At 65.1% G+C, this 23,559-nt stretch carries 16 protein-coding genes; 7 read left to right on the forward strand and 9 right to left on the reverse strand.

Annotated features, from left to right (window positions below; genetic code table 11):
• Window positions 1–473: 473 nt before the first annotated feature.
• Both KHO41_RS17775 and rfaE2 read left to right on the forward strand, forming a co-directional pair.
• Window positions 474–1,430 carry a LysR family transcriptional regulator gene (locus tag KHO41_RS17775; protein WP_211954593.1) on the forward strand — a complete coding sequence of 319 codons (957 nt, stop codon included), beginning with the start codon at window positions 474–476 and terminating at the stop codon, window positions 1,428–1,430.
• A 61-nt stretch (window positions 1,431–1,491) separates the two neighbouring features.
• A complete protein-coding gene (gene rfaE2, locus KHO41_RS17780; protein ID WP_211954594.1) occupies window positions 1,492–1,986 on the forward strand; it encodes a D-glycero-beta-D-manno-heptose 1-phosphate adenylyltransferase in 495 nt (164 codons plus the stop codon).
• Between the two features lie 6 nt (window positions 1,987–1,992).
• Here rfaE2 and KHO41_RS17785 read toward each other — a convergent pair whose 3' ends face one another.
• The 3 genes from KHO41_RS17785 to KHO41_RS17795 all read right to left on the reverse strand — a co-directional run bounded on the left by KHO41_RS17785 (window position 1,993) and on the right by KHO41_RS17795 (window position 4,519).
• The gene (locus KHO41_RS17785) at window positions 1,993–2,760 is read right to left on the reverse strand and encodes an SPOR domain-containing protein (protein WP_211954595.1); all 768 of its coding nucleotides are present in this window, start codon (window positions 2,758–2,760) and stop codon (window positions 1,993–1,995) included.
• Window positions 2,761–2,834: 74 nt separating this feature from the next.
• Window positions 2,835–3,662 (reverse strand): type III pantothenate kinase, encoded by an 828-nt coding sequence (locus KHO41_RS17790; RefSeq protein ID WP_211954596.1) that lies wholly within the window; start codon window positions 3,660–3,662, stop codon window positions 2,835–2,837.
• A complete protein-coding gene (locus tag KHO41_RS17795) occupies window positions 3,659–4,519 on the reverse strand; it encodes a biotin--[acetyl-CoA-carboxylase] ligase (RefSeq protein WP_211954597.1) in 861 nt (286 codons plus the stop codon). Before KHO41_RS17795 ends, KHO41_RS17790 begins: the two co-directional genes overlap by 4 nt.
• A gap of 203 nt (window positions 4,520–4,722) precedes the next feature.
• Between KHO41_RS17795 and KHO41_RS17800 the strand changes: the two genes are divergently transcribed.
• Genes KHO41_RS17800 through KHO41_RS17820 form a run of 5 tightly spaced genes read left to right on the forward strand, consistent with a single transcriptional unit; the run spans window position 4,723 to window position 9,548 of the window.
• Window positions 4,723–5,853, forward strand: coding sequence for an MlaE family ABC transporter permease (locus KHO41_RS17800; protein WP_211954598.1), 1,131 nt, complete (start codon window positions 4,723–4,725; stop codon window positions 5,851–5,853).
• Window positions 5,850–6,686, forward strand: a complete 837-nt coding sequence (locus KHO41_RS17805) for an ABC transporter ATP-binding protein (protein WP_211954599.1) — start codon at window positions 5,850–5,852, stop codon at window positions 6,684–6,686. Before KHO41_RS17800 ends, KHO41_RS17805 begins: the two co-directional genes overlap by 4 nt.
• On the forward strand, window positions 6,683–7,624 hold the full coding sequence (locus KHO41_RS17810) for an MlaD family protein (protein WP_211954600.1): 942 nt from the start codon (window positions 6,683–6,685) through the stop codon (window positions 7,622–7,624). The genes KHO41_RS17805 and KHO41_RS17810 overlap by 4 nt, the downstream gene beginning before the upstream one ends.
• A 34-nt stretch (window positions 7,625–7,658) precedes the next feature.
• Complete coding sequence (locus KHO41_RS17815) at window positions 7,659–8,285, forward strand: ABC-type transport auxiliary lipoprotein family protein (RefSeq protein ID WP_211954601.1); 627 nt, start codon at window positions 7,659–7,661, stop codon at window positions 8,283–8,285.
• A gap of 12 nt (window positions 8,286–8,297) precedes the next feature.
• The gene (locus KHO41_RS17820) at window positions 8,298–9,548 is read left to right on the forward strand and encodes a VanZ family protein (protein WP_211954602.1); all 1,251 of its coding nucleotides are present in this window, start codon (window positions 8,298–8,300) and stop codon (window positions 9,546–9,548) included.
• A 73-nt stretch (window positions 9,549–9,621) separates the two neighbouring features.
• Here KHO41_RS17820 and KHO41_RS17825 read toward each other — a convergent pair whose 3' ends face one another.
• The 6 genes from KHO41_RS17825 to KHO41_RS17850 all read right to left on the reverse strand — a co-directional run bounded on the left by KHO41_RS17825 (window position 9,622) and on the right by KHO41_RS17850 (window position 23,422).
• Window positions 9,622–10,431 (reverse strand): CPBP family intramembrane glutamic endopeptidase, encoded by an 810-nt coding sequence (locus KHO41_RS17825; RefSeq protein WP_211954603.1) that lies wholly within the window; start codon window positions 10,429–10,431, stop codon window positions 9,622–9,624.
• Window positions 10,431–11,975 (reverse strand): ShlB/FhaC/HecB family hemolysin secretion/activation protein, encoded by a 1,545-nt coding sequence (locus tag KHO41_RS17830; RefSeq protein ID WP_244873877.1) that lies wholly within the window; start codon window positions 11,973–11,975, stop codon window positions 10,431–10,433. The genes KHO41_RS17825 and KHO41_RS17830 overlap by 1 nt, the downstream gene beginning before the upstream one ends.
• A 219-nt stretch (window positions 11,976–12,194) precedes the next feature.
• Window positions 12,195–12,623, reverse strand: coding sequence for a hypothetical protein (locus KHO41_RS17835; RefSeq protein WP_211954605.1), 429 nt, complete (start codon window positions 12,621–12,623; stop codon window positions 12,195–12,197).
• A gap of 376 nt (window positions 12,624–12,999) precedes the next feature.
• Window positions 13,000–13,350 (reverse strand): Imm45 family immunity protein, encoded by a 351-nt coding sequence (gene imm45 / locus KHO41_RS17840; protein WP_211954606.1) that lies wholly within the window; start codon window positions 13,348–13,350, stop codon window positions 13,000–13,002.
• Window positions 13,351–13,481: 131 nt separating this feature from the next.
• Entirely contained in the window at window positions 13,482–14,051 is a 570-nt protein-coding gene (locus tag KHO41_RS17845; RefSeq protein ID WP_211954607.1) for an imm11 family protein, read from the reverse strand.
• A gap of 8 nt (window positions 14,052–14,059) precedes the next feature.
• Window positions 14,060–23,422 carry a hemagglutinin repeat-containing protein gene (locus tag KHO41_RS17850; RefSeq protein ID WP_211954608.1) on the reverse strand — a complete coding sequence of 3,121 codons (9,363 nt, stop codon included), beginning with the start codon at window positions 23,420–23,422 and terminating at the stop codon, window positions 14,060–14,062.
• Window positions 23,423–23,559 lie beyond the last annotated feature (137 nt).

The following is a 23,559-nucleotide window of genomic DNA, read 5'->3' on the forward strand; positions in this document are numbered from 1 at the left end:
CCGCGAGCGCAGGATGCTACAGCGAATACCGGTTGGAACGGTAGTAACGGGTTACTACAGATGCCTCGATCTGCCGGCTCATGATCTCCGCATCGCCGCCTGCAGCATGGGAAAGCGGCATTCCAACGAAACTTTTGAAATCACAAAAAAGAAAAACTAAATCACCTCCATTCTTCGATGTGGTAATTGGCACCGATTATTAATGTTCGTCCTTGCAAACATTAGATGATTTAATCTAGTCATTTTGTAAGGCTTTGAAATATACGATAAGATAATCACGCCTCCCGTCCTGGCGAGGCACTTACCGCAGTGCTCATACCCCGAAAGGGTGAGTCACCCCTGTTTGTCGAAGGGATCCCAATTCGCATATCGGTGCTTCCGCAAAGTATGGAAGCCGCCAGATATGGCCCGCTTCAGGCCGGGCGGCAATTTAATTCGGGCACGCGGCCACAAAATCGTTGGGGGGTTCGATATTGCGTCACATTGATTTCAAGGCGCTCGACGTTTTTCTCCACGTCATGCGCCATGGCAGCATCGGCAACGCCGCTACGGCGCTCGGCATGCGTGCGCCCACGGTCGTGTATGCGATCCGCAAGCTGCGCGAAGTCACCGGCGACGAGTTGTTCCTGGAGCGCCGGGGCAACCTGGTCCCCACGGCGCGCGGGCTGAAACTGGAGAAGGCCGCATCCGGCATGCTGCAAAGCTGGCACGGCCTGATCGAGCACAACCGGCAGGTGCCACGGCTGGCAGGGCCGCGGCAGACCCTGCGCATCGGGTTGTCGATGGCGCTTGGCGATCCGGCCCTGACGCAGATCCTGGCGCGGCTGTCGGCGGCGCTGCCCGAGCGGCAGATCGTCTCGAGCGTGCTCGACAACGGCCGGCAGGTGGGACAGGCCCTGCGCAAGGGGCTGATCGATTGCGCGGTAACGGTCGACGGCGTGGTATCGCTGGACGGCATCGCGGCCGAGCACATGCTGATGGCGCAGCGCTGCCTGATCGGGCTGCCGCTGGCGGAAACCGGAAACGAGGACCACGATCCCCGCGAGCACTGGACGCTGCTCAGCGACGACGCCGATCCCGACAGCGCCGTGCGGCGCTACCTGGCGAACACCACGGACGGCGTGCGGCTGACCGTGGCGCCGTCCTGGAACGGGCAGCTGGCGCTGTGGCGCTCGCGCGGCGGACTGACTCCGGTGCTGAAGTTCAACGTCCCGTGGATCGACGGTGCCAGTGCGGCGTATATCACCGAGGTGCCGCCCGGCTTTCCGGCCTGGGGCAACGTGAGCCTGTTCTACCTGGCCGGCTGCGCCGAGGCACCTTGGCTGGCCACGGTGCGTCGGGAACTGCTGGCGGTGTTGCGCGGCATTGCCGCGGCCACGATGCCGCTGCCGGCCAATGACGAGGTGCTTCCGCTGCTACGCGCAGGCTGATCCGGCCGCAGCACCGTCAAGCCGGGGTACCATTCCGGGGATGAAAAACCTGGCCCCAGATATGTCCGTACCCGCCTTCGAAACCAAACTGACCCCGCCCGACGACGTCACCACGCTGGCCGCGCGCATTGCCACGCTGCCGCGGCCGCTGGTATTCACCAACGGCGTCTTCGACATCCTGCATCGCGGCCACGCCACCTACCTGGCCCAGGCGCGCGAGCTTGGCGCCAGCCTGGTCGTGGGCGTCAACAGCGACGCCTCGGTCAGGATGCTCGGCAAGGGCGACGACCGCCCGCTGAACCATGAATCCGACCGCATGGCGCTGCTGGCCGCGCTGGCGTCAGTCGATCTGGTGGCGATGTTCCGCGAACAGACCCCGGTGGAGCTGATCCGCCAGGTGCGTCCCGATATCTATGTGAAGGGCGGCGACTACGACATCGACACGCTCGAAGAAACGCGCCTGGTGCGCAGCTGGGGCGGGAAGGCGATTGCCATCCCGTTCCTGCACGACCGCTCGACCACCAAGCTGCTGACCAAGGTCAGGCAGCATGGCTGAGCGCCTTCAGGCTGCCCCGCAGGCCAGCAGCGTTTCGGCGCCGTAGCGCTGGCGCATGTCATCGAGTCGGACGCGCGCCGCCTCGTCGGCGCCGCGCACGCGCAGCCACTGGCGCGTGAACGGGTGCGGGGCGTCGGCCAGCACCGCGGTGCGCACACCCTGCCCGCGCAGCGTTTCCATGTAGTGCTCGGCGCGCTCGCGTTCGCGGAACAGGCCAAGGGACACGGTGAAGGACTCCGCCTCGGGCGAGCCGCTGGTCACCACCGCATAGTCCGTCACGTTGCGGCGGCGCAGTTCGGCCAGCTTGCGTTCGAGGTTCTCGCGCGTCGGCTGGGCAGGCAGGTGGATCCACCAGCGCACCTGTTCGCGGCGCTCGAACTGCTCGACCTGCCAGGATCCGCCGGACAGGTCCTCCGCCGCGCGGCGTACCGCCTGCGCGCTGAATCCGCCGATTTCCACGCACTGGCCCTCGCTGGCCGCAATCGCCACGCGCTTTGTCGCCGCCGCGAGCACCTTGCCGGCCGGCCCGGCACGGCGCGCCTCCGGCTCAGGCACCACGCCGGAGGCGGGTTGCGCGGGCTGAAGCTCCATGCGTTCGGTGCGCACCTGCTGCCGCAGCCGCGCCGGTTCGCGCGGCGTACCGAACCAGCCTGAAAGCGGATCCGCGCCGAACACGCCCAGCACCGCCGCAAGCAGGATGACGTTGGCGAGCAGCAGCAGCGGCAGCGAGATCGACAGCCATCGCGGCTGGTCGGGCGGACCTAGGCGGAACATGGGGGCGGCGCGTTGTGAAAGGGTAGGCGCGTTGACGATTGCGGAATCACCGTGATGCGGCGCGAGCGCTGCGCTCAGGCCGTTGCCATCGCATGCAGGCCGAGCAGCACGAGATTATCGTGCATCTCGAACGGCACAGCGAGCGCCCCGGCCAGTGCGTGCCGTGCGCCGCCCGACAGCAGGCAGCGCGTCGGGCCGCGTTCGCTCAGCGTGCGCCACGTCCGCTCGATGGCACCGGCCTGCGCGGCCAGGCAGCCAGCGGCAATGGCGTCGTGCGTGTTGTCGGCCCACGGCAGGCGCGAGGCGGCCGCAGTGCCGGCATCTTCCACATCGAGCGCTGGTAGTTGCGCGGTATTGCGCGCGAGTGTGCCCAGCATCAGCGCCAGGCCCGGCAGGATCAGCCCGCCTTCGAAGCGGCCCTGTCCACCAGGCTGCGCCGTGACGATATCGAGCGTCGTCGCCGTGCCCGCTGTGACGATCAGCAGCGTCTCGCCGGGCAGCCAGCGGTGCGCGCCGATGCTGCCGACCCAACGGTCCACGCCGAGCTGCGTGGGCTCGCGATAGCCGCTGACGAGACTGCCATGGGCGGCGGCGCTGCGCACCCAGTGCACCGATGCGCAATCCCCAAACGCCGCGACGAGCGCGGCATCGACCTGGCCGGCAATCACCGGCCCGGCCACGTTGGTGATCCATACCGCAGGGATCGGACCGTCGCCGCGCAGATTGCGCAACGCGCCGGCCAGCGTGTTCATGGCGCCCTCGTCGGTATGCGTGACCGCGCCGCTGTGCTGCCATGGCGTCGGCAGCCGGCCCGGTTCAGGCGCGGATGCCTGGCCGGCATCGCACCAGGCCCATTTGAGGCGTGTATTGCCGATGTCGATCAGCAGCACGGGTGCGCTCATGCCGCGCCTCCGGCCGGCCGCAGCGACAGCTCGCCGCTGGTAATGCGCTCCAGACCGGCGGGGGTTTCCAGCAGCAGGTGACCCTCGCCGTCGACGCCGCGTGCCATGCCTTCGGCCAGTACCTGGCCGTCGTGCAACAACCGCACGGGCTGGTCGCGATAGGCATCGCGTGCCGACCACTCGGCCGCCATGGGCGCGAAACCATGCGCGAGGAACGCATCGCGCATGGCGCCGAGCCGCGTGAGCACGGCGGCCAGCAGCCGGATCGCGTCGCGCTGCGCGTCGAAACCGGGCATCGCTTCGGCCACGCCCGCCAGTTCGCGTCCCAGCGCAACTTCCATCTGCGCGTCGCGCACCAGGTTCAGGCCGATGCCGATCACCGCCCACACGCGCTGGGGCCCGGCCGGCACGGCCTCGATCAGGATGCCGGCGAGCTTGCGCCCGTCGATCTGCAGGTCGTTCGGCCACTTCAGGCCGACGCGCGCGCCCAGCCCCGCCTCGACATCGCCCAGCGCCTGCGCCAGCGCGAGACCGACGCCCAGGCTAAGGCCGCTCAGTTGGGACGGCGCCAGCGCCAGCGGCAGCGCCACCGAGAACGTCAGGCCCGCCTGCCCTTGCCACGGGCGGCCCTGCCGGCCGCGGCCAGCGGTCTGGCGATAGGCCAGGCGCAGGGTGCCGGCGTCCGACCATGGCGCCTGCCGGCAGGCCTGCGTCAGGTCGGCGTTGGTGGAGCCGGTCTCTTCGACCAGATCGAGCGTCCACGCCTGCAGCGCCTGCGGCAACGCGGCACGCAGGGTGTCGGCGTCGATGCGCCAGGGTTGCAGGCTGGCGGGTTGCGATTCGGGGGCGTTGGTCATGGCGAGCGTGGAAAAGACGTAGAGACGTGGGAGCGTGGCGTAGACGTCGCAAACCTGTCGGACAGCGCCGGTCTGGCCGGCCCCGGATCCGCCGCGATGCGCGCGCCGGCTCCAAGGCCGCATTGTAGCCGCGGGTGCCCTTTCCTCGCGCCACCCCGGCCTGTGGCTTAGAATCGGGACTAAGCCATCACATTGCCCAGCCCTTGGAAAGCCAGACGACGCCTGCCTTCAACATCACGCGCCAGGACGGAACCGTCAGTGTGCAGCTATGTGGCGACTGGACCGCGCTCGGCCTGGCTGGATGCCACCAGGCCCGCGCCATGCGCTCGCGCCTGCACGAGCTCTGCCAGACGCCGGACGATGCGCACTGGTCGCTGGCCGGCGTGGACAAGCTCGACCATATCGGCGGGCAACTGCTGTGGCAGGCGTGGAACGGCAAGCTGCCGCAGCGGCTCGACGCCAGCGAAGGCCAGCGCCGCGTGTTCGAACGCATCGCCGACCTGCATGCCGAGGGCTGGAAGAAGCATATCGTCGAGCGCTTCAACCCGATCACGGTGTTCGGCGCCTCGGTCCTGTCTTTTTTCGCGCAGGCCGCCAACGGCGTCAGCATGCTCGGGCAGCTCACGTTCGACCTGATCCGCTTCGCGCGCATGCCGCAGCGCGGCCCGTGGCGCGAGATCTCGGCCAATATCTACAACATCGGGTACAAGGCGCTTGGCATCACGGCGCTGGTCGGCTTCCTGATCGGCATCGTGCTGTCGTACCTGTCGGCCAACCAGCTGCGCACGTTCGGCGCGAGTACCTTCATCGTCAACATCCTGGGCATGGCCGTGATCCGCGAGCTGGGCCCGGTGCTGGCCGCCATCCTCGTCGCCGGGCGTTCGGGCTCGGCCATCACGGCGCAGATCGGCGTGATGCGCGTGACAGAGGAGCTCGACGCCATGCGCGTGATGGGCATCTCGCACGGCTTCCGCCTGATCATGCCGCGCGTGATCGCACTGGCCGTGTGCATGCCGCTGCTGGTGGCGTGGACGGACGTACTGGCACTGGCCGGGGGCATCATCGCCGCGCGCATACAGCTCGGCATCAGCCCGACGTTCTTCCTGCGCGCGCTGCCTGACGCCGTGCCCGTGGCCAACCTGTGGCTGGGCCTGGGCAAGGGCGTGGCCTTTGGCGTCCTGATCGGGCTCGCGGCGTGCCACTTCGGCCTGCGCATCAAACCCAATACGCAAAGCCTCGGTGAAGGCACGACGGCGTCGGTCGTGGTGTCGATCACCATCGTGATCGTGGCCGATGCCATCTTTGCCGTGATGTTCAAGGACGTCGGCCTGTGAACGCGCCTACGACAACCTCCGAACTGGCGCAGCGGGCCGAACCGATCATCGAGGTCCGCAACCTCGTCAAGCGCTACGGCAAGGCCGTGGTGCACGACGGCGTGAACCTCGACGTGTACCGCGGCGAAGTGCTGTCGATCGTCGGTGGCTCGGGCAGCGGCAAGACCGTGCTGGTGCGGCAGATCGTCGGACTGGAGCGGCCGACCTCGGGGACGGTCCGCGTCTTCGGCGAAGACCCGACGCGCCTGAAGCCCGCGCAGCTGCAGGCGCTGCGCAACCGCTGGGGACTGCAATTCCAGGGAGGCGCGCTGTTCTCGGCGCTGTCGGTCATCGACAACATTGCGCTGCCGCTGCGTGAACTCCGCGCCCTTCCCGACAATCTCATCTGTCAGGCAGCGTTGCTCAAACTGCAGATGGTGGGCCTGTCGGCACGGGACGCCGACAAGATGCCCGCTGATCTCTCGGGCGGCATGACCAAGCGCGTGGCGCTGGCACGCGCGCTGTCGCTGGAGCCCGAGCTGGTGTTCCTGGACGAGCCCACCGCCGGCCTGGACCCGATGGCGTCCGACGACTACGTGGCGCTGATCCGAGAGCTGCGCCGCGAGCTGGGGCTGACCGTGGTGATGATCACGCACGACCTGGACACGCTGGTGGCACTGTCCGACCGCGTGGCCGTGCTGGCCGACCACAAGGTGCTTGCCGCGGCGCCGATCGAGGAAGTCGTCAAGGTGGACCACCCGTTCATCCGCGAATACTTCCTCGGAGAACGGGCGCAGCGCGCGATGCAGGCCCTGCACCAGGCCCGCGGCGACGCGCAATCTGGAGAAGCATGATGGAAAACAAGTCACACGCGTTCTTTGCCGGCGTGTTCACGATCGGCCTGGCCGTGCTGGTGCTGTTCGCGATTTTCTGGTTCAGCAGCGACCACGCGGTGCGCGTGCCGTATGACCTCGTCACGCGCTCGACGGTCAACGGCCTGGGTCCGCAGGCAGACGTGAAGTACCGCGGCCTGGAGGTAGGCAAGGTGGTGTCGATCCGCTTCGACCCGCAGGTGCCCGGCCAGATCATCGTACGCGTCAACGTGAACCAGGACACGCCGATCACGCGCACCACGTATGCCACGCTCGGGTTCCAGGGCGTAACCGGCATTGCCTACGTGCAGCTCGACGACACCGCCGCGGAGGCAGGCAACGGTGCCTCGCCGCCGCTGCGTACCTCGCCCAAGGCCGTGGCACGCATCGCCATGCGTCCGGGATTCTTCGAGGAACTGGAAAAGCGCGGCGATTCGCTGCTGACGCAGGTCGAAACCATGATGACTTCGCTCAACGACATGTTCCAGTCCGGCAACCGCGCCGAGCTGATGGCAGCCATCCGCTCGATCCACAAGACGGCCGAAGATTACTCGCAACTTTCCGCCTCGCTGGCGCCCGCTGCGGCGCGCCTGCCGAAGGTCGCAGAAAACCTCAACGCGACGCTGGAATCGACACGCAAGCTCACGCAGGAATTGTCCAACCCGAACGGCACGGTCCTGCGCACCGTCGATACGGTCGGGCGCGACCTTCAAGGCGCGGCCGCGTCGATCCAGTCCGCGGCCGGCACGCTGAGCCAGGAAACGCTGCCGCAGATCAACGGCCTGGCGCGCGACGCGCGGCAGACCATGCGCACCTTCGACCGTGCGGCCGGACAGTTCAGTGACAGCCCCAATAGCCTGCTGTTCGGCTCGCCGACGCCCGTGGCGGGCCCGGGCGAGCCCGGCTTCAGCGCACCGTGACCGCCATGCCCGCCCTGACCCACCGAGGCCAACCGTGACATCGACACCAGACCTGCCCACCGCCCACCGCGCCGCCAGGACGCTGCTCGCCGCGCTGGCCATCGTGTCCGCGCTGCCGGGCTGCTCGCTCACGCGCCCCTCCGCGCCGGTCACCACGTATGACCTGGGCCCGCCGCTGTCGACGCAAACGGCAGCTGGTACGCTGCCCAGGCTCCGCATCGCGCAGACCGATGGTCCTACGTGGATGGAAAGCAATGCCCTGTTCTACCGCCTGCAGTATTCGCAGGCCCAGCGGATGCAGTCCTATGCGACGCAGCGCTGGGTGATCCCACCCACGCAGCTGTTCGACGGCCGCCTGCGCGAAGCCGTGGCCGCGCGTGGCGCGCTGACTTGGTTTGGCGACACCTCGGTCCCCGCGCTCAAGGTCGACATGCTCGAGTTCGAGCAGGTGTTCGACAGCGCGACGGACAGCCGCGGCGTGGTGCGCGTGCGCGCCACCGTGTACCAGCACGGCATGATCGGCCAGCAGACCTTCACCGCGCGCGAGCCGGCCCCGAGCGCCGACGGCGCGGGCGGCGTGAAGGCACTGGCGGATGCGACCGACAAGGTCATTGCCGACATGCTCGCGTGGGCGGCCGGGCTGCCCTTGCAGGGCAAGTAAGGAAGCAACGCCATGGTGCCGGCCCCCACGCCGCCCGCCATGCCGCCGCAGGCGCCACTGCCTGAGGCGGTCGAGCCCAAGTACTCGCCGCTCGCGCGCGTGGGTGTGGTGTGCTTCACGCTGCTGGTGGTCTACGCCAGCCTGTACCCGTTCACCGGCTGGGTCGACAACGGCGTCTCGCCGTTTGCGTTCCTGACCGCGCCCAAGCCGCGCTACATCACCGAGTTCGATCTGCTGACCAATGTGCTCGGCTACTGTCCGTTCGGCGCGCTCGTGGTGCTCGCGCTGCATCCGCGCATATCGGGCGCGCGCGCCACGCTGATCGCACTGGTCGCGGGCGCCCTGCTCTCCGGCTGCATGGAGGCGCTGCAGACCTGGCTGCCGAGCCGCATCTCGTCGAACATCGACCTCATCACCAATGCACTGGGTGCGCTGCTCGGCGGCGCCGTGGTCGCGCCGTTCACGTCCGCGCTGATCGACCGCGGCACGCTCACGCAGCTGCGCACCGCGTGGTTCGAGCCACACGCGAGCTTCGCGATCATCCTGCTGCTGCTGTGGCCATTCGCGCAGATCTTTCCGCAAGAACACCTGTTCGGCATGGGCGGCATCGTGCGCGAATGGCTGACCGATCCGGACTCATGGCCCATGCAGGTGCTGCAGATGCTGGTGCCGGATCTGCCGGCGTGGCAGGAAAGCATCGGCCTGCGGCCGGACGATATGCAGAGCCAGCAGTTGCTCGAAACGCTGGTCACAGCAAGCAGTTGGCTCGGCACGGGACTGTTTGCTTCGATCTCGATGCGGCGGCACGCGCCAATGCTGCGCATCCTCGCCGGCTTGCTTGCCGCAGCGCTGCTGCTGAAGGCCGCGGTAGCGGAGCTGCAGTTTCCCGATGGCAACGCTTTCATCTGGCTGTCCGAAGGCGGCCGCTTCGCGCTGCTGACAAGCTCGCTGGCGCTGGCGCTGCTGCTATACGTGCCGCGCTGGCTGCGCGCGGTACTGGCCATGGCAGCGCTGATCACGCTGGTCGTGTTGACCAATGTGCTGCCGTCGAATCCGTATGCTTGGATCTCCGAACAAGGCTGGCGCATGGGGCGGTTTGTACATTTCAACAGCCTGGCGCAATGGCTCGGGTGGTTGTGGCCGTTTCTGGCGTTCTGCTATGTGATGTGGCGGTTTGAACAGGTAAGTCTGAAGCGGCATGAGCGGCGCAAGGCGGCTGCGGCGCGGAGGGAGGCGGGGAAGAGGGAGAAGGAGGTGGTGTGAGGGCGGGCCGGCAGCGCGCATCGGCACTCCGCCCGTCCTGTACGAGCAGGCAGAAGACTGCCTGCGCCGAATATCAGACGTTGAGTGACTGCCCCTCATCGCGCCCCAGCGCCCTGCGCAGAGCTACCGCACCTGCAACCCCACCGGCAAGCGATATGGCCCAGATCCAAAGCGGCGTGCCGGACGTCGCCTCGACGCCGTACACTGCGAATACCATGATCAGCGAATTGATACCCGCATGCAGCAGGATTCCGGGCCATAGTGATCGAGTACGGCGGTACAGGGCCGCGGCAATGAGGCCAACAGCAAAAGCGATCACGAACTGGTAGACGTTCATATGCGCCATGCCGAAGACGAACGCCGAGTAGACCATCGCGTCGGCGGGTGCATAGCGCCCGAGCAGACCGCGGAGCAAGATGCCGCGAAAAAACATCTCTTCGACAAACGGCGCGATACCGCACACCAGTACCCAAACACCCAGATCGGCATCAGCCACCGAGGCGAACATGGTTGCTTCGCCGGCGGACATGGGTAGCAGCTTCTGAAGCCACTCCATCGCCAGTCCGTCCACCAATACAATCAGCGGCACCACGAGCAGGATCGGCAATCCGAGCCCGGTCATCGTTGCCGCAACGTTGGCGGTGCTGTCGTGAAACAGCTCGCGGTACGTCATTGCGCGCTGCTGCAAGAGCACGCTGAACACGCCGCCATAGGCCAGCACCCGAACTAGCGCCGACGCCGCCATCGGTTGCAGTCCGTGGCTTGTCAGCGTGCTGTGAAGCAGCATTGAGAGGATAACCTCGGTGAACCACGCGACAAACGTCAGCGCCAGCGCCCACTGGAAGGACATCGGCGCCGGATTGTGAGGATGGACAGGTTGCATCAGAACTCCAATCCCATCTGCGCGGCGATGTTGGTGCCGTGCGTACGGAAGTTGTCCGGCTTCCTGACCGGGGTGCCAAGCGTCACCTCATATGACAGCGCAGCCAGGCTTCCCAAACGCCACCGCCCACGCGCTCCAATCACTGCACCCATCAGCGTCTGCCCAACCAAGAATGCTGCGGACGGGCCGCTGACATGGCCCATGTCGAAGCCGACGAATGCCTCCTGCCCCGTGCCACCGATCTGCCAGGCCAAGTCATTGCGCATCGTGACGCCGTTCTCGGCGGCCAGCGTCAGTTGCTCGTCGAACCCGCGCACCGAATAGCGGTTGCCGATCACGAAGTAGTCGGACGGCAGGATGCGCGAAGGGGCGTATTGCATGCGCACCGTGCCTTGATAACGCAGGCGCTGGCCATTGAGCTGAATCGGCACCATGAGGCCCAGATTGCCCAGCAGAATCTCGGATTTGCCATCCCAGTCCGGATCGCCCAACACGAAGCCCGTCGCGCTGGAGTGATTCGGCAGCGACTGCCGCCACGCTGTGCCGATGTCGAAGACGCTGTTGCCGAAGTACTGGCGGTGCGAGGCGCCGACCTCGACGCCGACAAAGTCCCGGTGCTGGACCGTCAGGTCCTGACCGTTGATGCTGCTGCTGGCCGACTTGCGGAATACCTTGCCGTAGAGACTGGTCTTGCCCGAGGCGTTGCGGAACGGCACGTAGCCAAGCCCCGCCTCGATCTGCGTATTCCGTCCGCCATAGACGATGTCCTCTTCGAAGCCTGCCACCGTCTGCTTGTAGCGCGACTGGTTGGCGTTGAAGAAGGCGCTCCAGTAGCCGAACGGGATGCTGTAATTGATCGCCGACGAGCGCGTGCCGGCCGAGCCGTTGCCGATATTGGCGTTGGTATTGCCCGAGATGGTGAGGCTGTCGTAGAGGAAGAGCGGCGAATCCACGGTCAGCGTGCCACCCATCTGGTACTTGCCGGTGTTCGCCAGGCCGGCATTGTCCGCCGTGACGAGGCCATGCCAGCGCTTGCCGGTGCCGGGCTTGACCACCAGATCGGCCTCGCCGGGTTCGTCGCCGGGCACCAGGTCAATGGTCGCGTCGGCCTGGCCCTGCAGGCGCCGGACGTTCTCCATGCCTTGGTCTAGGTCACGCTGGTTCACGAGCCCGCCGGGGCCGGTCGGCAAGGCCGTGCGCCACCAGCCGGCGGTACCTTCCGACTTCACCTGGTCGATGCGGCCGGCGATGACCTGCAGGCGCAGAGTGCCGGTGCCCAGGTTCTGTCCAGGGATCATCACGCGCGTGGTGATGAAGCCCTCGGTGACGAGTCGGGTGGCGAAGTAGTCGCGGATGGCCTGCAGTCCCTTGGCGCCCGCGCATTGGCCGACGAGGATCTCGGACTCGGGCGTGAGCCAGCCGAAGCCCTCGGCACCGTCCCATACCACGGCCTTGATCGGGAAGCAGGGCGACTCGGTCGGCAGGATCAGCGGCCCGGTGGTGAGAGCGCTCGGGGTAGGGGACAGTACGTCGGGACGTGCCATGGCCCGCTGCTTGGCCGCGTCCTGCTGTTGTTCCTGGCGCTGCTCAATGGCATCGTTGGGTGTGACGTTCGGAAAGAACGGCAGGGATTGGGCAAATACCGAGCGACTGAGTAGCAAAGCACCGGCAATAGACGGCCACAGCCTTGTGGCCCTAATTTTCTTCTTGTTCATTGAAAACGTAACGAACTGACGCAGAGGCAGACTTCAAGCCCAGGACAGTCACCTTGTTTGGTAGGCCTCTTTCAGATAGGAGATCAATGGCGCATTTTCACCACCATTGATCGCTTCCCAGTTCAGCAGACTGAGCTTCGCCAAGACTCCTTTCAGCTTCTCGGTCCCGGTGAAGTAGAGAACATCCCACACTATCTGCGCGTCCAATCCACGGTTCTCATCCCCGTCCGTGAGAATCCCAAGAATCTCGCTGGGACTTAGCGTTTCCGGCTTGCCTGGGTAATTGACAACGTCAAGCAGCCCACACTTGATATTCGTGCAAATGAATTCAATTACTGCGCTCCGCCACAGACTCGAATGCTCCCCATATTGACCACCACAAAGATTCGGTAGAGCAGCATTCGCAGAGAAATCCTCCAGGCCTGCGAATATCAACTGCCTCTGATAGTCGATTACAAAAAAATGGCTAGGTTTCATTTTTGAAACTCATACGACAGCGCAAGCGAGCGATGTCAATTACGGCGAAATCGCCTGTATAGATTCAAGCAAGCGTGGATTCCTGTTGCCCTTGCCCAAGTCTCCGACCGCTGAAGCTCTGACTCGATTCGCGCAAGAGCTTCTGGCGACCACAGACTACGTTGATGCCGACGTGGAAGGCTATCGGTCTCCGACTGTACAAGGGAGAACACACGGAAGTCTGGGTCGCTTGCTGGGATGCCTCCCAATTCCTCCAGCATGGCAAGAACTTGATCCGTGCCATCAATGAAGGAGGCCTGACCGTCGATCATCGCGAGAAGAAATTGGACAAGCTCCTTCTCATCCGTACCAACAACTGCCATGCGAAAGGCCAATTTCACTTCCCAGATATCGTAGCAAGCGTCGGAACATCATAGCGATTGATCACATAGACATCGTCCACCAGGCAATCCGGCCACACCCATTTTTTCCAGTTCTCAGTGATCCAATTTCTCGAAACCCCACTCCCTTTTGCGTTATCACAGCCAGCCTCCTCTGGAAGCATTACCGCTAGCAAGCCAGCTTTGTGGCCTGTGGCAACAACCAGAGCACTCTCTCGCTCGCAAACAGGGAGATAGGTCAAAAGAAAATCGACCGTATCTTCGTATGGCCAACCACCAGGGAATCGGAAGACAGTTCCATAGCGAATTACGTCAAAATCCACATCAACTAGCCTTTTGATTTCCAATATTTCACCTTTAGATCGTGTCCACCGAACTTATCCATGCCTCTGCAACCAAACGGCTCGTATCTCTCTGGGGGACGTTCGTACCACTTCCAGCAATCGGGGTCCCGCCCGGCTTCTGTCAATTCCAACGGCTAGCTAACAGCAGTAAAACGAATTCCCGTCACGCCGAGCTCGATCAATAGATCACGAATGCGCTCAGAACATACGAGACCAACCAGCCAACCTTTGACGCGAAAGAGGTCGTGACCAGCGGCCCTTGCAGGGTCGATGCGCAAGGTATCGATACGATAGTCGCCTACTTTGTCCGGCCGCCCGTCCTCTTCGGTCCAGCGTGGAAACATGGAAAAACCAGTTCGAGCCTCATCCACGCAATCAACAATGTCCAGTACATTGAGGATTTCATAGGGCTCTTCAATGCCATCGATGGCTACGGGCACAGCCTGCACGGTCCCAGCAGGCAGCGAACCAATGAGCATGTCCATCATGGTCTTTTTTACGAAGTAGTCCCCTAAGCCACCGAGCGAAAAGGCTACAGGCCGGCCCGGATTGCGAATCCAACTGCGTAGTCGGTTGCTGGCGTCCCATTGGCGGCCGAGGCTGAATCTTCCCGCGACAACTTCCTGTCCGGATTCATCTACTGGTTGATCCAGAAACCACCTATCTGAATTGCCAAATTCAATACCGATCTTGTAGAAGTTCATCGCGTCATTCACTTTTTGGTCACCCAGCTGTTCAAGTTCGTGCCGGGCGTTGCAATTTCGATCTTGATCTTTTCCAGTGCTGAGCGCAGTGCGTTTTCATACTCGGGGGTGCCTCTCCGGATTCCTTGCACAGCACCGTCCAATCGCTCATATACAGCCTCATGGTACTCCTGCGGGTGGGGTCCCTTATGCCCCTCCACCATTACCTTGTTGGCCTGGTCCTGCAGAGACATACCCGCGCCATCAAAAAGCTTCTCGAACTCTGGCGTCCAGGGTCCGCCATTCGCGGCGCTGACACAGTTCTTGTCCGTGCAGACATGGTGCAACTGCTCAGCCAGCAGGGGATCGCTCGTCTGCGGACCATTATTGGGCGTACCAATGACAGTGCCACCCTGCGGGCCATTGTTCGGTGTGCCGACAACCGTACCGCCCTGTGGACCGGAATTGGGCGTTCCAGTGACAGTTCCACGCTGGGGACCGTTGTTTGGTGTCGCCGTAGTCGAGCCACCCTCCGGCCCGTTGTTAGGTGTTCCGGTCACACCGGTCCACTTCTCAGGCTGCGATGAAGTCATCTGGGCGCCAAGCCAGGCAGCAAATGTCACTCCGGCGAGTTTCGCGGCATCAAGACCACGCTGGCAGAGCGACTGTCGGGTCGCGCAGAACGTGGCGCCGCCAGCAATAGCCTCTCCGGCAGCCACCGCGATTGGCGCCAAGGCAAGAAAGTTGTTCTCAGCTTCGAACGTTGCGCCATTCACCGCCGTAACTGGATTGCCACCCACGGCACCGGCCACGCCAGCCACCAAGCTCTGCACCATGTTCTCGCGAGCCTGCTTTTGGCCTGGCGTCAGCCCATCCGTCGAACTGAGTAGGCTCCCGATGACTGAGCTTGCTGCGGCGCCCATCGCGCCCGCGCCGCATGCCTGGTTGGCGGCTGCCGCACCGGCACAACCCACGATGGCATGCAGCGCCGCGCGCGCCGTGTCGCTGTCCAGGTAATCGGCCATCTGCTTGACCTGGTTTGCCGCCAGACCCTGGAAGTAGCCGACTGCCGCGTTTTCCACGAACTGCGCGGTCGAGCCGGTTACGTTGCCGGTGGCGGCGGCCGTCAGCGCTGTCATGACCTGGCGATAGGTGCCGCCCTGACCCCAGGGCGCCAAAGCGTCAGCCTGTTGCTGAAGGGCATCGCGTTGTGCTTGCGTGGCGTTGGGGTCCTTGGCTGCTGCGGCGGCTGCCTTCTGGGCCGCGTCCGCCTCGCTGGCGCGGTTGTTCAGGAAGATGCCGCTCTCGCGTTGCAGCGCGCCCACGATCTGGAAGTCCGCCTTGATTTCCGATTCGTTAAAGATCGGCTTGAGCGGGTTGCCCGTGTTCGTGGTGTCGCGATTCAGGCCGGCAATGGTCTCGGCGGCGCTCTTGCCGGTGAGCGCCTGCTGCTGAGCGTCATTGCGGATCGTGATCGTGCCGGCACTGATGCCGCTCGCCGTCGTGCTGTCGGCGCTGCCTGACGCTGCCGCCACCATCGGCGGTGCGAACGAATAGCCGCCCTGGCCGCTACCACCTGAGGTCGGCAGTTCGGTACCGGGTACCGCAGTGCCGCCGGTGGTGGCTTGGCCCGCCTGATTCACGCCGACCGCGCTGCCGTCAGCAGCCGACTTGCTGCCTCCGCCCCCTGACGAGAAGCCACCGCCGATGCCGATGCTGCTGGCGCTGTAGTGGGCGTGGTTCTGGATGTTGCTCACCGTCAGGGTGTCGGTCACGAGGCTGTTCTTGTCCGCCGTGCCGCCGGCAATCGTGCCGCCCTTGAGGTCGGTGTTGCCCTTCACGTCGATCTGGTAGCCACCACTGCCGGCGCGGATGCCGGACTGCTCGCCCACGCTGGCGAAATCGCTGTCCATCTTCTGCTGGCTGACGCTGGCGCTGCCCGAGAAGCCATAGCCGACCGTCACGCTGCCGCTGGCCGACTGTTCCTTGCTGTGATACGTGCTTGTATCCTGCAGGCTCTCGACATTGAGGTTGCCACCGATGTCGGCTACGACCTGCTTGCCCGAAACCACGGCGCCCTTGATGTTGGTATCGCCGCCGGATTCAATGGCCACTACGTTGCCGGCCGTGGCGTGGCTGTTCGTCCAGGTCACGTCCTTGCCGTCGGCCTTGCCGCGCGACGCCGCTGCGTTGGCGGTGACGCCAAAGGCCGCGCCGTTGGAGCCGTAGCTCACGGCGATGCCCACGCCACCCGATACGCTCTGGCTGCTGCTGTGCTGGTCGGCGGTGCTGGCGGCCGCCTGCAGGTTGACCTGGTTGTCGGCCTTGAGGATCAGGTTGTTGCCGGCCTGGAGGTCGCTGCCCACCACGTTGATGTTGCTGTCCTGGCCGCCACCTTCGGCACGGACGCGCACATTGCCGCCAGCGCTCACCGTGCTGCCGACCGCAGTCGTGGCAGTCTGCGTCTTCTGGCTGTCGCTCTTGGCCCCGCCCACGGTAATACTGACGCTCACGCCCCCGGCGGCCTGGGGATTCTGGCTGACTGCATCAAAGGCGTTCTTCGCAGCCAGGCCCGTCGCCGCTCCTGCGAGCGCCTTCATGCGCGGGTCGCTGGTCTTGCTCTGGGCTTCGGCCATCTGCCCCGCTGTCATCGCGGCGGCGATGACCGGGTTGGATACGGACACGCTCAGGCCGCTCTGCTTGAAGTGCGTCTCCTGATCCATGCGGTAGGTGTCGGTCGCCGCATTGATATCGACGCGCTTGGCCTGGATATCCACGTCGCCCTGCAGCGCCTTCACCGTGCTGCCAGTCTGGGTGTAGGCTTCGCCCGCGCTGAGGCTGACGTTGCCGTCGAGGCTGCCGATCACCGACCCGGTGTGGGTCGTCGCCAGTACCTTCTGCGTTTGGTCGTTCTGCCGCTGGCCGATGGTGAAACCCGCGCCACCGCCCGAGAACATGCCGGACGTGCTCTTTTCGCTCACCGTGTTGCTGGACGCGGTATTTTCGGACGCGACGAGAGTCAGGTTGCGGTCCGCGTGCATGGACACATCGTGGGTGGCCACGATCCCCGAGCCCTCCACAGTCATGTCGCGCTTGGCCTGCAGGTTGACCGTATCACCGGAAAGGGTGCTGCCAATGGCATCGGTGTGGGCGCGCTGGTCGATGGTGTGCGTGGACGTAGACGAGAGGAAGCCGCCGCTGGTGCTGCTCTGTTCGTCACGGATTGCCACCGACGACTTGCCAGCGCTGATGTTGATGTCACGCTGCGCGCCGATCCCGATGGTGCCTTCGGCGCTCACATACGCCGCCTTCGCGTTCACGTCCTGGCCCGCGATGACTGTCGCATCACCGCCGCTAGTGATCTGCGTCCCGATCTCGGTGCTACGTGCGACGCTCGTGCGGTTCTTGTCATCGGCCACCGAGTCACGACGCTCGGCGATCTCGACCGTGCCAAGATTGACATTGCGCCCGGCGCCCAGTCCGAGGTCACCGGTGGTCGCAATGCTGGCGGCCGTGGCAGTGAGGTCGCGCCCGGCAAGCAGCGTCGCGTTGGCCGCGTTGAGTTCCGAGACACCCGAGATGACGGTGCGACTGTGGACCGCTTCACCCGCCACGCCCGTTGCCGTGGTCGTGGTGGTCGTGAAATTGATGTCGCGGCCGGCCTGGGCCGCTACGTTGCCTCCGGTGATCTTGCCCGCCAGGTTGTTGATGTCTTGCTGGGCGTTCAGGACCAGCGTGCCACCGTTGAGCGTGCCGCCGATGTTATTGATGTTCTGCGCATCGATGACGGCCAGCTTGCGCCCGGAGATGGTGCCGGTGTTGTTGACATCGCCATCTGTCTGGATGCCGACGGTGTTGCCCGACATGATCGTGCCGTCGGCCTTCAGTTGGCCCACGCGCGACATCAGGTAGACCTGCGGCACCAGCACCTGCTGGGTGCTTCCATCCGGCAGGGTCACGGTCTTCTCGACCAGCCACACCATGTCCGAGGTCAGCTGCGCCATCTGGTCCGGGGTCAGCTCGGTACCCACGGTCAGATGGAACTGCTGCGCGAAGGCGACACCGGCCTTCATCAGGCCGATGTACTGGGCCTCATTGTCGGTATAGTCGCCAGTGAAGCGCTGGCCGGTGCCCAGCATCACGGCATCCGCGACGAGGCGTGCTTCGTAGAAGCCATCGCCCAGGCGCTTCAGGACATTGTTCGGGTCCTGACCGAGTTGAGACAGCATGAAGTCGCTGGACAGCCACTGGCGTTGGTCGGTGAAGCGCGGATCGGTCTCGATCAGGTAGTGCGCGCCCGGCGCCGTGTTGACGTGAAACAGCGCGTTCTGCGGCATGGCCAGCGCAGGCGTGACCTGGCGGATCGTGGCGCCGCCCAGGCGGGCACCGGGGCCATTGGACGCGAGCCCGTTCCCCGAGGTTGGCAGCACCAGTTCCTTCAGCACCGGCTGGGTGGCAAGCGGTGCCAGACCCGTGCCCGCGCCCTGTGCCCCAGCCATCGTGCCCAAGCCAGCACCTTGGCCTGGCGCACTGCCGTCGTGGCCGATGGTGCCCTGGTTGGCAAGCGAAGTGCCCGTTGCCAACACCAGCGGCAGGTTGACATTGATCGGTGGCAGCGGTCCGGGCGTGGTACGCCGGTCCGGGTCGTTGACGCCGTAGTTGATGTAGTTCCAGTCCTGGGAACCGGACACCGTTTCGATGCGCGTGCCGGTGTAACCCCGGTTGTCCACGGGCGCCGGCACGATCAGGTCGCCGCCGACGAGAATCTGGCTCTTGTCGTTGACCACGGCCCCGTTGAGCGTGGCATTGCCACCGACCAGCAACCGTGCCGGGTCGGTCGTCTTGACGGTTTCGTCTCGCGTGCGCGTCTGCTCGTTGACCGAGTAGAAGTCCCTCACCACGCGGGAATGAAAGTCCTGGTTGAACGCCTTGATCTTGTCGTTGAGCGCCTGGTACTGGGCGAAGTTGGCCTGTCGCCAGGTCTGGTACGTCTGGTACGCAACCTCACACGACGCGGGCGCGTCATTGGCGCAAGCCGCCTGGAATGGCGGCGGCGCGGAAGTCGGACGGGTCACGCCAAGCTTGTCCCAGATGGCGTCGCCCGGTTGATAGTAGAAGTGCTCGTCGGTTACCGCGACAACATTGCCGACGTTGTCCGTCTGCGAGAACTGGGCCAGCGCCAGGTTCACCGGCGTCCATTGCTCGGCGGGCAGGAAACTGTTGTCGCCTTCCACGGCGTCATAGTAGCCCCGGTTGGGGCCGGTAGTGCCATCGGGCAGGCGCGACCAATCAAAGGGCGGGCCAAACTGCGAGAACGGGTACTGCGTCGAGGGCAGGATCAGCCACCGAAAAGCGCCGCGCTCGTTGCCGTCCTGATACAGCCACCCCAGGTCGGTGGCGGGGTGCGCCGCATCGGGAGAGCCGCGCTTCCAGTCCCAGAAGATGGCCGTGGTCGGATCGATGTCCTGGTCGGAACCTTTCAGCCGGTACGTGATGGTATTCACCACGCCGGTATCGGTAACCTGCGTCTCGAAGTGGTTGTTCAGGTTGTTGATGCTGGCCGCATTGACGTTCGCGTCGCGCGCCACATCAATCGTCGCCGAGGCATTGGTGAGCGAGTTGGCCTGGCCGGTGGCCTTGCCATTCGCATCCAGGGCGCCACCGACGTTCAGGTCTTGCGAGGAATAGATCAGCGCGTGTTCACGGTTGATGATGTCCGGGGCACCCAGGTTAATGTCGCCCACGCGCGAGGCGATCACACCGCCTTGGCCGGTGGCCGGATTCACGTCGTTCAGGATTTGCTGGCCGGCGCCGATGGATACCGAGTCGCCAAAGATACGGTCCACGTTGGTGACCGTGGTGCCAGCGTCGATGCGCACCGCGCCGCCGTCGATCAGCCCGGCGTTGGTGACCGACTGGTCGGCGCGCAAGTGGTTCGACACCGCGCCGTACAGCTCGCCCGTGTTGTTGAGGTTGCGCCCATGCACGTCCAGCCCATTGCCAGCGCGCATGGTGCCGCTGTTTTTCACATCGCCGGTCGTGTCCAGTGCCAGGTTGTTGGCCGCCTTGACCTCGCCGGAGTTGTGGAAATCGCTCTTGAGGCTCAGGGCTACATCACCCTGCGAGGACTGGACCTTGCCGTCACCAGAGAGGCTCGTGCCGGTCACGCCCAGCTTCTGGTTGGCGGCCAGCAGACCCTGGGTGTTGGTGGTGGCGTCCACATTGAGTTGCGCGGTGCCGCCCGAGGTCACTTCCCCCTGAGTATTGTTCAGCGTCGCTGCTGTCGCCGTCAGTGCGGTGTCGGCGCGCAGTGCGCCGAGGGTATTGTCGATAGCGCTGGCGACGAGCTGGACGGTGCTGCCTTCCATGCCGAGCGGATTGGCATCGCTGCCACCCAGCGTGTTCGCGTTCAGGATCGTGGCAGCCTGTGCGTCCAGCGTGCCGCCCGCGTGGGTAAAGCCTGCGGTGTTATCCAGCGTATTGGCAATGCGCAGCGTGACGTCGCCATTCGCGGCGACCTGCCCCCCGGCATTGGCCAGGCTGTCGCCGGTGACCGCCAGCGGCCCGCCCGCGATAATCTGGCCCTGCTGGTTGGCCATGGCCGCGCCGTTGACGGTCACCGCCTGCTGGCCGGAGACGACGCCATTCGCGTTGTTGAGCGCGCCCGTGGTCAGCGTCATGGCGCCGCCCGCGATGGTCTGGCCGCCCTGGCTGTTATCGTAGGCCTGGACGTGGGTATTGGCCTGCAAGGTGCCCTTGGCCAGCACCAGGCCGCCCTGATTGTTGACCGTGCCGGTATCGGCCTGGATATCCTGGGCTGACATCGTGCCGGCCGTGTTCACCAGCGCCTGACCCTGGGTGTCGATCTTCAGCGTCTGGCCGGCGGAGAGCTGGCCGTGGTCGTTCACAATGGCGCCGCCCTGAATCGTCAGGTTCGTGCCGGCGGTGGCGCTGCCATTGGTGTTGTCCAGCGGCGCGTTGACGGTCAATGCATCCTTGACCGAGCCGAGCGTACCCGCCTGGCTGTTGATCTGGCTGGCGCTGAGCGTCGCGGCGCCGGTGGCGCCCAGCGTGCCGCCCGCGTTCTCGATCACGCCCGGCGTCTGCACGGCGAGCGTCCCGCCGCTGGCGATACTGCCCTGCTGGTTCTGTAGGCTGGCCGCCACAATCGTGGTGGCACCAATGCCACCAGCGATGGAACCCTGGGCATTGCTCACGGCCTGCCCTGCGGCGTCAAGCGAGACCGACTGCCCGGCGATCTGGCCCTGGTCGTTGGTAATCGCGCCGCCCGACATGGAGACGTCGGTGCCGGCCAGCGCCTTGCCGCCCGTGTTATCCAGTGGTCCGTTCACAGTCAGGCCGCTGCTGACCGAGCCGATGGTGCCGGCCTGGTTGTTCACCTTGGCGGCGGTAAGCGTCGTGGCTCCATTGGAGGCCATCGTGCCGCCAGCATTCTCGATACTGCCCGGGGTGCGTACGTCGAGCGTGCCGGTACTGGTGACCGCGCCACCCTGGTTCTGCACGCTGCTGGCCGTGACCGTGGTCGTGCCAGCCCCGTTGACGGTACCCTGGACGTTGCTGAACGCCAGCGCACCCGCATCAAGGCGCACATTCTGGCCGGCTATCTGGCCCTGGTCATTCGTGATCGCCCCGCCCGAAACCGAGAGATCGCCACCCGCCAGGGTCTTGCCGCCGGTGTTATCCAGGGCACCGGTCACCTGGACCGCGCCCTGCGTCGAGCCAAGGCTGCCGCCTCGGTTGATGGTATTCGCCGCCTGGAGGGTGGTGGCGCCTGCGCCCGCCACGGTCCCGGCAGTATTGTCCAACGTCTGTTGTGCGCTCACGCCCAGCGTGCCGCCGCTGCTGAGACTGCCGTTCCGGTTCAGGATGCTGGCGGCCTGGATCATTGCCCCGTTGACACCCCCGACCACCGAGCCGGCGGTGTTATCGAAGGTGCCGCCGGCGGCGATCTGCACCGCATGGCCTTCCAGGTGTGCGCCCTGGTGACTGATATCGCCCGTGGCCGACAGGTTGGCGGTGTTGTGCGCAATCAGCGTACCGCCGTTCAGGTTCAGGCTCGGCGCCGACAGGTTGGCGTCGCCCCCCGCGAGGATACTGCCGCTGGACTGGATGGCGGCGCTGGCGGCAATGTTGGCCGTGCCGGCCTGCGTCACGTTGCCGTTGGCGTCGGTGCCGGCGCCAATGGTGCCGTTGTTGGTGATCTGGCTAGCTTGGGCCAGCACGTCGCCGCCAGCGGACAGCACGCCGCTGTTGGACAGCGTGCCAGGTGTTGTAGCAGTGATCCCGCCCCGCGTGGTCACCGTGCCGGCATTGTCGAGGTTGGTGCCGGAGACGGTTGCCGCGCCCTGGGCCTGCAGGCGGGCGCTCGGCAGGATGCGTACATCGCCGTTGGCGTCGAGCACGATATCGCCCGTGCTGGCGGCGATGTTGTTGCCGATATTGAAGCCGATACCCTTCTCGGTGCCCACGAGCCGCACCGCCCCCGCGTACATCGACCCGAGCGCGGAGGCGTCAATGGCGAACTGCGGGGCCGGGCCCGCGCCGGCCTGCGGCGTGGCGGTCAGCGTCTGGGCATCGATCTGGTTGGCCCCGGCGATCGCGTTCAGGTATTTCGACCACACTTCGCCATTGACCTGGATCGAGCGCGCGAGCAGGTCCACTTGCGCTTGCGGGCTGGACAGGCCTTGTGCGCCAATGGCCAGATTGCCCTGGCTCACGTTGAAGCCGGCCAGGCTGCCATCGGGGCCATACAATGCACGGCCCGTGGACAGCGTGAAGCGATCAGCCCCGATGGTTCCGCAACCCGAACAGTAAATCCCTGCAGGATTGACCAAGACGAGTGCTGCGGGATTACCGGCGATCTCCTGCATGCCGAGCACTTGCGAGGCATTCGGCGCAGTCACCTGCTGCACGATGGTGCCCGCATGGTTGTTGCCCAGTTGCATATTCCCCTGCACCCAACCCGCGATCTGCGTCTGGCTGTTCTGGCCGGAGTTGTTCACAACTACGCCGGACGGGCCGACGTTGTACTGGATGAAGTTGTTCACGCTGGTGCCACCGGGGCGGTTCGGCGGTGCGATATTCACGACCGGGGTGCCATTTGCGGCTGTGCTGACGTACGGCTGCGCACCGGGGGCACCCTTGTCGACCTGGATCGGCAGTGTCTGTGCCTGAGCGTGGTGTGCGAGCGGCAATCCCATCATCGCTGCGGTCAGCGCAGTGAACCAGAGCATCGGCACGAAAACACCTGAACCGGAGCTCGCGCGCGTGCCAGTGTGGCGCCCCTTGCCACGCCCTTTCGTGCATTCCTGCACGGCGACCAGCATGCCGCGCGCAACATTGAAGACCAGACGATAGAGCCCTGTGTTCATGACGCTCGTTATTGGTATTTCAGGCGCAAAGAAGTCGGGCGACTTCACTGACTGGCGATGTTCATCGCGATGAGGAATGCGATGTCAACCCGGTCTGCCAACTGTCAGAAAAAGACCCGGCCTGCGCGTTGCAGCCG

Origin of the sequence: Cupriavidus numazuensis, from assembly GCF_905397435.1 — a bacterium.
Classification (GTDB): Bacteria; Pseudomonadota; Gammaproteobacteria; order Burkholderiales; family Burkholderiaceae; genus Cupriavidus; species Cupriavidus numazuensis.